Source organism: Aminobacter sp. MSH1, from assembly GCF_003071665.1.
Classification (GTDB): Bacteria; Pseudomonadota; Alphaproteobacteria; order Rhizobiales; family Rhizobiaceae; genus Aminobacter; species Aminobacter niigataensis.
Window position 1 is genome coordinate 3622477 of the sequence record NZ_CP026265.1, and the last position, 14096, is coordinate 3636572.

9 protein-coding genes are annotated in these 14096 nt (G+C 61.5%); 1 reads left to right on the forward strand and 8 read right to left on the reverse strand.

Annotated features, from left to right (window positions below):
• Positions 1–18: 18 nt before the first annotated feature.
• Both rpsG and rpsL read right to left on the reverse strand, forming a co-directional pair.
• Entirely contained in the window at positions 19–489 is a 471-nt protein-coding gene (rpsG, locus tag CO731_RS17955; protein WP_055973800.1) for a 30S ribosomal protein S7, read from the reverse strand.
• Between the two features lie 62 nt (positions 490–551).
• Entirely contained in the window at positions 552–923 is a 372-nt protein-coding gene (rpsL, locus tag CO731_RS17960) for a 30S ribosomal protein S12 (protein ID WP_008837709.1), read from the reverse strand.
• Between the two features lie 474 nt (positions 924–1397).
• On the opposite strand from rpsL, the gene CO731_RS17965 reads away from it, so the two are divergent.
• The gene (locus tag CO731_RS17965) at positions 1398–1679 is read left to right on the forward strand and encodes a transcriptional regulator (protein WP_108608193.1); all 282 of its coding nucleotides are present in this window, start codon (positions 1398–1400) and stop codon (positions 1677–1679) included.
• 30 nt (positions 1680–1709) lie between these two features.
• On the opposite strand, the gene CO731_RS17970 is transcribed toward CO731_RS17965, so the two are convergent.
• The 6 genes from CO731_RS17970 to rplA form a co-directional block, all read right to left on the reverse strand.
• Complete coding sequence (locus tag CO731_RS17970; RefSeq protein WP_108608194.1) at positions 1710–3131, reverse strand: APC family permease; 1422 nt, start codon at positions 3129–3131, stop codon at positions 1710–1712.
• A gap of 201 nt (positions 3132–3332) precedes the next feature.
• Positions 3333–7529: a DNA-directed RNA polymerase subunit beta' gene (rpoC, locus tag CO731_RS17975; protein ID WP_108608195.1), complete on the reverse strand. Its 4197-nt coding sequence runs from the start codon at positions 7527–7529 to the stop codon at positions 3333–3335.
• Positions 7530–7723: 194 nt separating this feature from the next.
• Positions 7724–11860, reverse strand: coding sequence for a DNA-directed RNA polymerase subunit beta (gene rpoB, locus CO731_RS17980; RefSeq protein WP_108608196.1), 4137 nt, complete (start codon positions 11858–11860; stop codon positions 7724–7726).
• 200 nt (positions 11861–12060) lie between these two features.
• Positions 12061–12432 (reverse strand): 50S ribosomal protein L7/L12, encoded by a 372-nt coding sequence (gene rplL, locus CO731_RS17985; RefSeq protein ID WP_055973815.1) that lies wholly within the window; start codon positions 12430–12432, stop codon positions 12061–12063.
• A 54-nt stretch (positions 12433–12486) separates the two neighbouring features.
• On the reverse strand, positions 12487–13005 hold the full coding sequence (gene rplJ / locus CO731_RS17990) for a 50S ribosomal protein L10 (protein ID WP_055973817.1): 519 nt from the start codon (positions 13003–13005) through the stop codon (positions 12487–12489).
• Positions 13006–13394: 389 nt separating this feature from the next.
• Positions 13395–14093 carry a 50S ribosomal protein L1 gene (gene rplA, locus CO731_RS17995; RefSeq protein WP_108608197.1) on the reverse strand — a complete coding sequence of 233 codons (699 nt, stop codon included), beginning with the start codon at positions 14091–14093 and terminating at the stop codon, positions 13395–13397.
• Positions 14094–14096 lie beyond the last annotated feature (3 nt).

A 14096-nucleotide genomic window follows, 5' to 3' on the forward strand; every position in this document is an offset into this window, starting at 1 on the left:
AGTCGTTCGTTCGCGCCGTTACCAGCGGTAGTGCGCGAAGGCGCGGTTGGCTTCCGCCATTTTGTGGGTGTCTTCACGCTTCTTCACGGCGGTGCCGCGGTTGTTGGCCGCGTCCATCAGTTCGCCGGAGAGACGATCGACCATGGTGGTCTCGTTGCGGTTGCGGGCGGCAGTGATCAGCCAACGAATGGCGAGTGCCTGGCGACGCTCGGGACGCACATCGACCGGAACCTGGTAGGTGGCACCGCCGACGCGGCGCGAACGCACTTCCACATGCGGCGCGACATTATCGAGCGCCTGATGGAAGACCGTTACCGGCTCCTGCTTGGTCTTGGCCTGAACCTGGTCGAGCGCACCGTAAACGATCGTTTCAGCGATCGACTTCTTGCCGTCATACATAACGGCATTCATGAACTTGGTGACGACCAGATCGCCGAACTTGGGATCCGGGTTGACTTCGCGCTTATCTGCACTGTGACGACGGGACATAGCTCTTGTCTCTCAATCTCGTGGCCACGACGCAAAAGGAAAGGCGTCGAAGCCGGAAAACCTTACTTCGGACGCTTCGCACCGTACTTCGAACGGCGCTGCTTGCGGTTCTTCACGCCCTGCGTGTCGAGCACGCCGCGGATGATGTGATAGCGCACGCCCGGAAGATCCTTCACGCGGCCGCCGCGGATCATGACCACGGAGTGCTCCTGAAGGTTGTGGCCTTCGCCGGGGATGTAGCCGATCACTTCAAAACCATTGGTCAGGCGGATCTTTGCGACCTTACGCAGAGCCGAGTTCGGCTTCTTCGGCGTCGTCGTATAGACGCGCGTGCAAACGCCCCGCTTCTGCGGGTTGGCCTGCATGGCCGGAACCTTGTTGCGCTTCACCGGCGCAATGCGCGGCTTGCGGATCAGCTGGTTGACGGTAGGCATTAAACCCTCTTGTCTCTCAATTCCGTGTCTCAAGCCCGTTCAGGGCGGCTTCAAGCGCAAAATCCATACGCGAATTCGGGCCACAAACCGCGACTTACGGTCTTGCCCGAACAAAGGCAGAGGAAGCGAAACCGCTTCATGCACGCCGGAAATGTCTTCTCGCTCGTAAAAACGAACCCTGTTTGAGGTGAACTCCAGGGCATGTCGCCCCGGAAAAGCCAACCTCACATCGGCTCAGACGACGCGGTATCTACTCGCATGACCGCTGACCGTCAAGCCCGTCCCACCAAAAACCTTAACGAAACCGGGGCTTCGGGGGGCTCAGCAGGCCCAGAGCAACTTTATTGCGCTGCAACATGGGCTATTTGCCGGTTTGTAACGGGCTTTGGCCTGTCGTGCATCAGTTCTTCGTGCGAAAATCGCCAAAACCGGGGCGAATCCCCAACTTGCGAATCTAAAACCAGGGAATCACCGATGAACGACAACGACGAAAAGCCGGTGACCATCATCACGGGCCGAGTCTGGCGCAAAAAGGGCGCGAAGCCCGAAGGCGTGCATATCATGCTGGTCGCGCCCGACGACGATTCCGCCGTGCGCTCCGCACTAGAGGCGTTGGCGAAGGAAGGTTACGCCGAAGCCGAGCTCGACCAGATCGGCGACATGCAGGGCGAGCCCGACGACGAACCGCATATCTCCGCATATCAGGGCGCGCTCGAAGGCGAGGTCTCGATCGTCACCTTCAACGAACCGCTTTGATCGCAGCGCATCCTTCCGGATGCGCCCGGGTCAGTTGACCGGCCCTGCCCCGCCGATATCTGCCATTTCCGGCTCGGCGGGTCTCTGCCCAGTGGCACGGTTGACTAGGACCGTCACGAACCAGAGAACCACCCCGATACCGATCAGGATGCCCGCGATCTTGTATTGAACCAGATCGCGCCCGGTCCACGGTCCGGCGAAGAACGCGCAAGCCACCGCGCCCAGGATCGGCAGCGGTGTCGGCGTCCGGAAATGATCGTGCCCGACGCTGTCCTTACGCAGCACCAGCACGGCAATGTTGACGACGGTGAAGACGCACAGCAGCAGCAGCGCCGTGGTTCCACCGAGAGCCGGAACTTCCCCGACAAAGGTAATGAGCGCGAAGGCCAGCAAGGTGGTGAAGCCGATGGCTATGTAAGGCGTGCGGCGCGTCGCATGGACCTTGCCGAGCACCTGCGGCAGGACGTGTTCGCGGCTCATGCCATAGACGAGGCGGCTCGCCATCAGCATGTTGATCAAGGCGCTGTTGGCGACCGCAAACATGGTGATGAAGCCGAATATCTCGACGGGAAAGTTAGGCGCACCGGCCTGAACCACCTTGAGCAGCGGCGTCTCGCCCTCGCCCAGCTGTTCCGGCGGCACCAGGGTGATCGCCGAGATGGAGACCAGCACATAGATCACCCCGGTGATCAGCAGGCCGGTCAGCAGCACCTTCGGGAATATCCGGGTCGGATCCTTGCATTCCTCGGCCATGTTGACCGAGTCCTCGAAGCCGACCATGGCAAAGAAGGCGAGCGTGGTCGCGGCGATCACCGACCAGAAGGCGCTGCGGTCGGGCGCGGAGTGAAACTGGGTGATGCGGGAGACGTCGCCTTCACCTGCTCCGATCGCCCAGAGGCCGATGACGATGATGATCATCAGGCCGGTGAACTCGACGCATGTCAGCACGACATTGGCTTTGACGCTTTCGCCGACGCCGCGGAAGTTCACGGCGGCGACGATCGCCATGAATGCCAGGCCGATAAGCGTGATGCCGTAGGTACCGGTGAGGCCAAGATCAAAGGCGCCCGACAGGTTGGCAGCAAAGGCGCGCGAGGCCGTCGAGGCTGACGTGATGCCCGAGCACATCACGGCAAAAGCGACGATAAAGGTGATGAAATGGATGCCGAACGCCTTGTGGGCGTAAAGAGCGGCTCCTGCCGCCTTGGGGTATTTGGTCACCAGTTCGAGATAGCTGAAGGCCGTGATGAGGGCGACGACAAAGGCAACCAGGAACGGCAGCCAGACCACGCCGCCGACCTGCTTGGCCACTTGTCCGGTCAGGGCGTAAATGCCAGTGCCCAGGATATCGCCGACAATGAAGAGAAGAAGCAGCCAAGGGCCCATGACCCGATGGAGACTTGGCTCGACCGATACCGCCTGTCCAGTCGCGCTGCCTTGGACGTCGGTCATCGGGCACTCCTCTCAGGGCTGATGGCACTGTGAGGACGAGGCTATTTTCGCGGGCTCGGGATGTCAAACGCCCTGAATATATGAGCTTAACGTTGCGGAGCACACCTGCCCCGGCGCTGGCTCCGTGGGGCCGGCGCCGAAGCGCCGCGGCAATGAAAAAGGGGGCCGAAGCCCCCTTTCCTACTCATATCTGACGCGCTCTTACTGAGCGGCGTTGACCATGTCGGTCAGGATCGGCTCGGCGACTTCCACGCCCGAAAGCTTGCGGCGCTCGTCGAGGATCAGTTCGTCGCGCGAGGTGGCAATGCGCCGGATCTGGCTCATCATGCCGCCCGTGCCGGCCGGGATGAGACGGCCGACGATGACGTTTTCCTTGAGACCCTGCAGCATGTCGGTCTTGCCGGCGACCGCAGCTTCCGTCAGCACCCTGGTCGTCTCCTGGAAGGAGGCGGCCGAGATGAAGGACGGCGTCTGCAGCGATGCCTTGGTGATACCGAGCAGAACCGGCTGACCTTCGGCAGGCTTCTTGCCCTCCTCGATCAGGCGATCGTTGACCTCGTCGAACTCGATGACGTCGACATGATCGCCCGGGATGTAGATCGAGTCGCCCTGTACGGTGATCTCGACCTTCTGCAGCATCTGACGGACGATGACCTCGATGTGCTTGTCGTTGATCGACACGCCCTGCAACCGGTAGACTTCCTGGATTTCGTTGACGAGGTAGGAAGCAAGCGCTTCCACGCCCTTGATCGCCAGGATGTCGTGCGGCGCCGGATTGCCGTCGAGGATGTAGTCGCCCTTCTCGATCGCGTCGCCGTCCTGGAGATGGAACGGCTTGCCCTTCGGGATCAGGTATTCGACCGGCTCAAGCGTCGAGTCATGCGGCTCGATGATGATGCGGCGCTTGTTCTTGTAGTCGCGGCCGAAGCGGACCGTACCATCGATCTCGGCGATGATGGCGTGATCCTTCGGTCGGCGGGCTTCGAAGAGTTCGGCAACACGCGGCAGACCGCCGGTGATGTCCTTGGTCTTCGCGCTTTCCATCGGGATACGCGCCAGCACGTCGCCAGGGCGAACCTGCGCACCCGGCTCGACCGAAAGAATGGCCTCGACCGAGAGCAGGAAGCGGGCGTCGCCGCCCTTCGACAGCTTGCCAACCTTACCCTTGGAGTCCTGAACGACCATCGCGGGCTTCAGATCGTTGCCGCGCGGGGTCGAACGCCAATCGATGACCTCACGCTTGGTGATGCCGGTCGACTCGTCGGCCGTTTCCTGAACGGAAATGCCGTCGACCAGATCCTCGAAGGCCACGCGGCCTTCGATTTCGGTGAGGATCGGACGGGTGTAGGGATCCCACTCTGCAACACGCTGGCCGCGCTTCACCTTGTCGCCATCGTCCACGAAGATACGCGAACCATAGGTGACACGGTGCGTCGCACGCTCCTTGCCGGCTTCGTCGAGGATCAGGATCGCCATGTTGCGGCCCATCACGACGAGGTTGCCGTCGGAATTGCGGACGACGTTGCGGTTGCGGATCTCGACCTTGCCTTCATACGAAGCTTCGAGGAACGAGCTGTCGACCACCTGCGCGGTACCGCCCATGTGGAAGGTACGCATGGTGAGCTGCGTGCCAGGCTCGCCGATCGACTGTGCGGCGATGACACCGACAGCTTCACCCTGGTTGACAGGGGTACCGCGTGCCAGGTCGCGACCGTAGCAGACCGCGCAGACGCCGACCTTGACTTCGCAGGTCAGTGCCGAACGGATGCGGACCGACTGCACGCCAGCCTTCTCGATCACCTCGATGTCGCGTTCGTCCATCAGCGTGCCGCCCTTGACCAGCAGATCGCCGGTGACAGGGTGGTTGATGTCGTCGAGCGAAGTACGGCCGAGGATACGGAGACCGAGCGAAGCGACCACCTGGCCGGCATCGACGATCGGCTGCATGGTGAGGCCCTTGTCGGTGCCGCAATCAACCGAATTGACGATGCAGTCCTGTGCCACGTCGACGAGACGACGGGTCAGGTAGCCGGAGTTAGCCGTCTTCAGAGCGGTATCCGCGAGACCCTTGCGGGCGCCGTGGGTCGAGTTGAAGTATTCAAGAACGGTCAGGCCTTCCTTGAAGTTCGAGATGATCGGCGTCTCGATGATTTCACCCGACGGCTTGGCCATTAGGCCGCGCATGCCGGCGAGCTGACGCATCTGGGTGGGCGAACCACGCGCACCGGAGTGCGACATCATGTAGATCGAGTTCATCGGCTTCTGACGGCCGTTGTCCTCGAACTCCACCGCCTTGATGCGGGCCATCATTTCGTCGGCGACCTTTTCCGAGCACTTGGCCCAGGCGTCGACGACCTTGTTGTACTTCTCGCCCTGGGTGATCAGGCCGTCGTTGTACTGCTGCTCATATTCCTTGGCGAGCGCTTCGGTCTGTTCGACCAGTCCGTGCTTCGTATCAGGGATGAGCATGTCGTCCTTGCCGAACGAGATGCCGGCGCGGCAGGCGTGAGCGAAGCCGAGAGCCATGATGCGATCGCAGAAGATGACCGTCTCTTTCTGACCGCAGTGGCGGTAGACGGTATCGATCATCTTGGAGATGTTCTTCTTGGTCATCTCCTGGTTTGCGGTCTCGTACGGCACGTTGACGTTCTTCGGCAGAAGTTCGCCGATGATCATGCGCCCCGGGGTCGTGTCGTGGATCTTGGATACGACATTGCCTTCGGCGTCGACCGTGCGGAAGCGACCCTTGATCTTGGCGTGCAGGGTGACTGCCTTGGTCTCAAGCGCGTGCTGGAGTTCGCCCATGTCGGCAAACGCCATGCCCTCGCCCGGCTCGTTCTGGTTGACGATCGAAAGATAGTAGAGACCCAGAACCATGTCCTGCGACGGCACGATGATCGGCGCGCCGGAAGCCGGGTGCAGGATGTTGTTGGTCGACATCATCAGCACGCGTGCTTCGAGCTGAGCCTCGAGCGACAGCGGAACGTGGACAGCCATCTGGTCGCCGTCGAAGTCGGCGTTGAAGGCCGTGCAGACGAGCGGATGCAGCTGGATGGCCTTGCCTTCGATCAGAGTGGGTTCGAAGGCCTGGATGCCCAGGCGGTGCAGCGTCGGCGCGCGGTTGAGCAGAACCGGATGCTCGCGGATGACCTCGTCGAGGATATCCCAGACTTCCGGCTTTTCCTTCTCGACCAGCTTCTTGGCCTGCTTGACGGTCGAGGAGTAACCCTTGGCGTCGAGGCGGGCGTAGATGAACGGCTTGAACAGTTCGAGCGCCATCTTCTTCGGCAGGCCGCACTGGTGCAGCTTCAGTTCCGGACCGGTCACGATGACCGAACGGCCGGAATAGTCGACGCGCTTGCCGAGCAGGTTCTGGCGGAAGCGACCCTGCTTGCCCTTGAGCATGTCGGACAGCGACTTCAGCGGGCGCTTGTTGGCACCGGTGATGACGCGACCGCGGCGGCCGTTGTCGAACAGTGCGTCGACAGCCTCCTGCAGCATGCGCTTTTCATTGCGGATGATGATGCCAGGCGCACGCAGTTCGATCAGCCGCTTCAAGCGGTTGTTGCGGTTGATCACGCGGCGATAGAGATCGTTCAGGTCGGAGGTCGCAAAGCGGCCGCCATCCAGCGGGACCAGCGGGCGCAGGTCCGGCGGGATCACCGGCACGACCTTCATGATCATCCACTCGGGACGGTTGCCCGATTCCATGAAGTTCTCAACGACCTTGAGGCGCTTGAGGTACTTCTTCTGCTTGAGTTCCGACGTCGTCGTGGCGAGTTCCGAACGCAGATCGCCCGCGATCTTCTCCAGGTCCATGCTGGCGAGCAGGTCGTGGATGGCCTCGGCGCCGATCATGGCGGTGAAGCTGTCCTCGCCATACTCGTCAACCGCAAGCATGTACTCTTCCTCGCTCAGGAGCTGGTGCTCCTTGAGCGCGGTCAGGCCAGGCTCGGTAACGATGTAGTTCTCGAAATACAGGACGCGCTCGATATCCTTGAGCGTCATGTCGAGCAGCGTGCCGATGCGGCTCGGCAGCGACTTCAGGAACCAGATGTGGGCGACGGGCGCTGCGAGCTCGATGTGGCCCATGCGCTCGCGGCGAACGCGCGACAGCGTGACTTCCACGCCGCACTTTTCGCAGATGACGCCCTTGTACTTCATGCGCTTGTACTTGCCGCACAAGCATTCGTAGTCCTTGATCGGGCCGAAGATGCGCGCGCAGAACAGGCCGTCGCGCTCCGGCTTGAAGGTACGATAGTTGATCGTCTCCGGCTTTTTGATCTCGCCAAACGACCAGGACAGAATCTTCTCAGGGCTGGCGAGCGAAATCCGGATGGAATCGAACACCTGCGCAGGCGCCTGAGGGTTGAAGAGATTCATGACCTCTTGGTTCATGCCGTTCTCCTTTTCGGGGCCCTCGAAAGCCCCTTGTCATCGTGTGCGGACCAGAGCGCCCGCCAGCTGTGTCGGCCCATAGCCGAAGAATTCTCAACAAATGAGCATGATCTTGACCGAAACCGGCACCCAACTTTGGGGATCATGCTCTGCGGCGACGCCGCGGGAAAAATCCCGCGGCGCGCCTTTGATGCTTACTCTGCCGCGTCGGGCAGGCGATGAGCGGTCTCGTCGATCTTGGTGTTCTCCAATTCGACATTGAGGCCCAGCGAACGCATTTCCTTGACGAGAACGTTGAAGCTCTCGGGGATGCCCGCTTCGAACGTGTCGTCGCCGCGCACGATCGCCTCGTAGACCTTGGTACGGCCGGCCACGTCGTCCGACTTCACCGTCAGCATTTCCTGCAGCGTATAGGCGGCACCATAGGCTTCGAGTGCCCAGACCTCCATTTCGCCGAAGCGCTGACCGCCGAACTGCGCCTTGCCGCCCAGCGGCTGCTGGGTAACGAGCGAGTAAGGTCCGATCGAACGAGCGTGGATCTTGTCGTCGACCAGGTGGTGAAGCTTGAGCATGTAGATGTAGCCCATCGTCACCTTGCGGTCGAACGGCTCGCCGGTACGTCCGTCATAGAGCTGCGACTGACCCGATGTGTGCAGGCCCGCCTGCTCCAGCATCTCGTTGATGTCAGCCTCGTGCGCACCGTCGAACACCGGGGTCGCGATCGAGACGCCGCGACGCATCTGCTCGCCGAGGCGAACGACACTCTCGTCGTCGTAATTGCGAACCGGCTCGTTCCGGTCGTTGGCCGGAATGATGCTCTCGATGGTGTCGCGCAGCGGCTTGATGTCGCCGGCAGCCTTATACGCATCGATCATCTCGCCGATCTTCCTGCCCATGCCGGCGCAAGCCCAGCCGAGATGGGTTTCGAGGATCTGGCCGACGTTCATGCGCGAAGGCACGCCGAGCGGGTTCAGCACGATGTCGGCATGCGTACTATCTTCGAGGAACGGCATGTCCTCGACCGGAACGATGCGCGACACGACACCCTTGTTGCCGTGACGGCCGGCCATCTTGTCGCCGGGCTGCATCTTACGCTTCACCGCGACGAAGACCTTGACCATCTTCATGACGCCGGGCGGCATCTCGTCGCCGCGCTGCACCTTCTCGACCTTGTCCATGAAGCGCTGCTCGAGCTGCTTCTTGGAGTCGTCGTACTGGCCGCGCAGAGCCTCAAGCTCACCCTGCATCTTCTCGTCTTCGACGGCGAACTGCCACCACTGCGAACGCGGATAGTCGTCCAGGGTCTCCTTGGCGAGCGTCGAGCCCTTCTTGAAGCCCTTCGGCCCGGCAATCGCGTCCTTACCGATGAGCATGTCGCTCAGGCGGCTGTAGACGTTGCGGTCGAGAATCGCCTGCTCGTCGTCACGGTCCTTGGCGAGACGCTCGATTTCCTCGCGCTCGATTGCCATGGCGCGTTCGTCCTTCTCCACGCCGTGGCGGTTGAAGACGCGAACTTCGACGATGGTGCCGTAGGTTCCGGGCGGCATGCGCATGGAGGTGTCACGGACGTCGGACGCCTTTTCACCGAAGATGGCACGCAGAAGCTTCTCTTCCGGCGTCATCGGGCTTTCACCCTTCGGCGTGATCTTGCCGACCAGGATGTCGCCCGGCTGCACCTCCGCACCGATGTAGACGATACCGGCTTCGTCGAGGTTCTTCAGCGCTTCTTCCGAGACGTTCGGAATGTCGCGGGTGATTTCCTCAGGCCCGAGCTTCGTATCACGGGCCATGACCTCGAACTCCTCGATGTGGATCGAGGTGAAGACGTCGTCGGCCACGATACGCTCGGAGAGCAGGATCGAGTCCTCGTAGTTGTAGCCATTCCACGGCATGAACGCGACGAGCACGTTGCGGCCGAGCGCCAGATCGCCGAGCTCGGTCGACGGACCGTCGGCAATGATGTCGCCCTTGTTGACCCGGTCGCCCATGCGAACCAGCGGACGCTGGTTGATGCAGGTGTTCTGGTTCGAACGCTGGAACTTCATCAGGCGGTAGATGTCGACGCCGGACTTGCCCGGATCGAGATCTTCCGTCGCACGGACAACGATACGGGTCGCGTCGACCTGGTCGACGATGCCGCCGCGGCGGGCGCCGATGGCGGCGCCTGAGTCACGGGCAACGATCGGCTCCATGCCGGTGCCGACGAACGGAGCCTCGGCGCGCACCAGCGGCACGGCCTGACGCTGCATGTTCGAACCCATCAGAGCGCGGTTGGCGTCGTCGTTTTCCAGGAACGGGATCAGCGCAGCTGCGACCGAAACCATCTGCTTCGGCGAAACGTCCATAAGGTCGACGTTTTCGCGCGGCGCCATCATCACTTCGCCGGCGTTACGGCAAATGACGAACTCGTCGACGAAGTGGCCGTTCTTGTCGAGCTCGGCGTTGGCCTGAGCAACGAAGTGCTTGGCCTCTTCCATAGCCGAGAGATAGACGACCTCGTTGGTCAGCTTGCCATCGACGATCTTGCGGTACGGGCTCTCGATGAAGCCGTACTTGTTGACGCGGGCAAAGGTGGCCAGCGAGTTGATCAGACCGATGTTCGGGCCTTCCGGCGTTTCAATCGGGCAGATACGGCCATAGTGCGTCGGATGCACGTCGCGGACTTCGAAGCCGGCGCGCTCGCGGGTCAGACCGCCAGGTCCAAGCGCCGAGAGACGACGCTTGTGGGTGATCTCCGACAGCGGGTTGGTCTGGTCCATGAACTGCGACAGCTGCGAGGAACCGAAGAACTCGCGCACGGCAGCTGCGGCCGGCTTGGCGTTGATCAGGTCCTGCGGCATGACGGTGTCGATCTCGATCGACGACATGCGCTCCTTGATCGCGCGCTCCATGCGCAGCAGACCGACACGGTACTGGTTCTCCATCAGCTCGCCGACCGAACGGACGCGGCGGTTGCCGAGGTTGTCGATGTCGTCGATCTCGCCCTTGCCGTCGCGCAATTCGACAAGCGTCTTGACCACGGCAAGGATGTCTTCCTTACGCAGGACACGGACGGTGTCTTCAGCGTCGAGCTCGAGACGCATGTTCATCTTGACGCGGCCGACGGCCGAAAGGTCGTAGCGCTCGCTATCGAAGAACAGCGAGTTGAACATCGCTTCGGCAGTGTCGATGGTGGGCGGCTCGCCCGGGCGCATGACACGATAGATGTCGAACAGCGCGTCCTGGCGGCTCTCGTTCTTGTCGACCGTCAGCGTGTTGCGGATGTATCCGCCCACGTTGATGTGGTCGATGTCGAGGATCTTGATCTCTTCCTCGCCGGCCGAAAGCAGAACCTTGAGGGTCTTCTCGTCGATCTCGTCGCCGGCTTCGAGGAAGATCTCGCCAGTCGCGTAGTTGACGATATCCTCGGCAAGATAGCTGCCGAAGAGATCGTCTTCGGTCGCCTTGATGGCCTTGAGGCCCTTCTCGGCAAGCTGCTTGGCCTGGCGCGCGGTGATCTTCTTGCCGCCTTCGACGACGATCTCGCCGGTATCGGCGTCAACCAGGTCGCCGACAGCCTTCAAGCCCTTGAAGCGATCGACCGAGAACGGGATGCGCCAATGGTCGCCCGACTTCTTGTAGGTGATCTTGTTGTAGAAGGTCGACAGGATCTCCTCGCCGTCCATGCCGAGCGCCATCAGCAGCGACGACACCGGGATCTTGCGGCGACGGTCGATACGGGCGTGGACGATGTCCTTGGAGTCGAACTCGATGTCGAGCCAGGAACCGCGATAAGGGATGACGCGGGCAGCGAACAGCAGCTTGCCCGACGAGTGCGACTTGCCCTTGTCGTGGTCGAAGAAGACGCCCGGCGAACGGTGCATCTGCGAAACGATGACACGCTCGGTGCCGTTGACGATGAAGGTGCCGTTGGACGTCATGAGCGGCATGTCGCCCATGTAAACGTCCTGCTCCTTGATGTCCTTGATCGACTTCGCGCCGGTATCCTCGTCGATATCGAACACGATGAGGCGCAGCGTCACCTTGAGCGGCGCGGCAAACGTCAGGTCGCGCTGACGGCACTCATCGACGTCGAACTTCGGTGCTTCGAACTCGTACTTGACGAACTCCAGCATCGAAGCGCCGGAGAAGTCCGAGATCGGGAAGACCGACTTGAAAACGGCCTGCAGTCCTTCGTCGGGACGACCGCCCTTGGGCTCGTCCACCATCAGGAACTGGTCATAGGATGCCTTCTGAACCTCGATCAGGTTCGGCATCTCCGCAACTTCAGGGATCTTTCCGAAGAACTTGCGTACGCGTCTGCGGCCATTGAAAGTCTGGGTCTGGGCCATCGTCGCTCCTTGCTGCCTTTCTTGGGGTGAGAGTCGCTAAAGCTCACCTTGCATTCTCGCCGCCTCGGCGGCGGCCTGTCCAAAACGGGCGAAAACCCGTTTCCTGAAAGCCGCTTGCGGCCCTCAGGAAATAGGTTCCCCACAATCCCCCGGGTCACGGGAGCCGGTGGGCGGCACTGAGCCGCCCACCGAAACCGTGCTTACTTGAGCTCGACCTTGGCGCCAGCTGCTTCCAGCTGAGCCTTGAGCTTCTCGGCGTCAGCCTTCGAGACGCCTTCCTTGATCGGCTTCGGAGCGCCTTCGACGAGGTCCTTGGCTTCCTTGAGGCCCAGGCCGGTGATGGCGCGGACTTCCTTGATGACTTCGATCTTCTTGTCGCCGGCAGCTGCCAGGATGACATCGAACTCGGTCTTCTCTTCAGCCGGAGCAGCAGCAGCGCCGCCAGCAGCAGCGACTGCAACCGGAGCAGCAGCCGAAACGCCCCACTTCTCTTCGAGGAGCTTCGACAGCTCAGCCGCCTCGAGGACGGTCAGGGCCGACAGGTCGTCAACGATCTTTGCGAGATCAGCCATTTATCTATTCCTTCAATCAGTTCGAACGTGTGTTGATGATAGCGAGGAACGGCCTCATGCCGCCTCGTCCTTCCGGGCATAAGCGCCAATGACGCGCGCGACCGAAGCCGCCGGCGCATTGACGATCTGGGCGATCCGGGTAGCCGGGGTGGCGATCATGCCAACCAGCTTTGCACGCAGCTCGTCGAGCGACGGGAGCGCGGCCAAAGCCTTGACTCCGTCGGCGTTGAGCGAGGTCGTGCCCATCGAACCACCAAGGATGACAAGCTTGTCATTGGTCTTGGCGAAGTCGGACGCGACCTTCGGCGCTGCAATCGGATCCTCCGAATAGGCAACCAGCGTCTGTCCCTTGAACAGATCGATGATGCTTTCGGATTCCGTGCCCTGAAGAGCGATTTTGGCGAGACGGTTCTTCGCGACTTTGACGGTGCCGCCGGCCTGACGCATCTTCACGCGAAGATCGTTCATTTGCGCGACGGTGATCCCGGCATAGTGGGCCACGACGACTGAACCTGCGTTCGAGAACGCGTCATTCAGGCCCGTGACGAGTTCGCGTTTTTCCGCTCTGTCCACTGCCTATCTCCAGTTGACCGCCTCCCATTTGCGGGGTGAGCGGTCGGGTTGCCTTTTGCCGGGCGGCCAATCCAGAAATTCCAGATCACCCGAACGGCGCTCGAGGATCCTGCCCCCTTTCGCCACACCTGACGGGCTTGCGGCCCGGCGCGATGCGCAGACAAAAGGCAAACACGGTTCGAACCTTTCATTGGAGCCAAAGCTCCTTTGTCTGGTCTTCACCCGTCTCATGCAGGCCCATTCGAATTAAGGACCAAGGGTCGCCTGGACCGCCTGCAATCTCGGACAGGATTTTCGAAAGCTGTTTCCAACTTCCGAAAATCCGGGCTCGGAAGCCCGGAATTCTTATTCGGGATCAGGCCTTTATTGGCCGATCCAAATTCAACTTATCAGGACGCTGCGAGCGTGCCGAGGTCGAGCTTCAGGCCCGGGCCCATCGTCGAGGTGACGGACACCTTCTTGACGTAGACGCCCTTGGCACCGGCCGGCTTGGCCTTGTTGACCGCATCCGCGAAGGCGCGGACGTTTTCTTCCAGCGCCTTGACGTCGAACGAGACCTTGCCGACGCCGGCGTGGATGATACCGGCCTTCTCGACGCGGAACTCAACGGCGCCGCCCTTCGAAGCCTTGACGGCTGCTGCGACGTCGGTGGTCACGGTGCCGACCTTCGGGTTCGGCATCATGCCGCGCGGGCCGAGCACCTTACCGAGGCGGCCGACCAGCGGCATCATGTCGGGGGTGGCGATGCAGCGGTCGAAGTCGATCTGGCCCTTCTGGACGATGTCGACGAGATCTTCCGCACCAACGATGTCGGCGCCGGCTGCGCGGGCTTCGTCAGCCTTCGCATCGCGTGCGAACACGGCGACGCGGACCGTACGGCCCGTGCCGTTCGGCAGGTTGACCACGCCGCGGACCATCTGGTCAGCATGACGCGGGTCGACGCCGAGGTTCATGGCGACTTCGATGGTCTCGTCGAACTTGACCGACGAGCGAGCCTTCAAAAGCTCGAGTGCTTCACCAAGGCCGTAAGCCTTGTTTGCATCGATGCCTTCGCGGGACTTGGAAACGCGCTTTGCAATCTTAGCCATGAT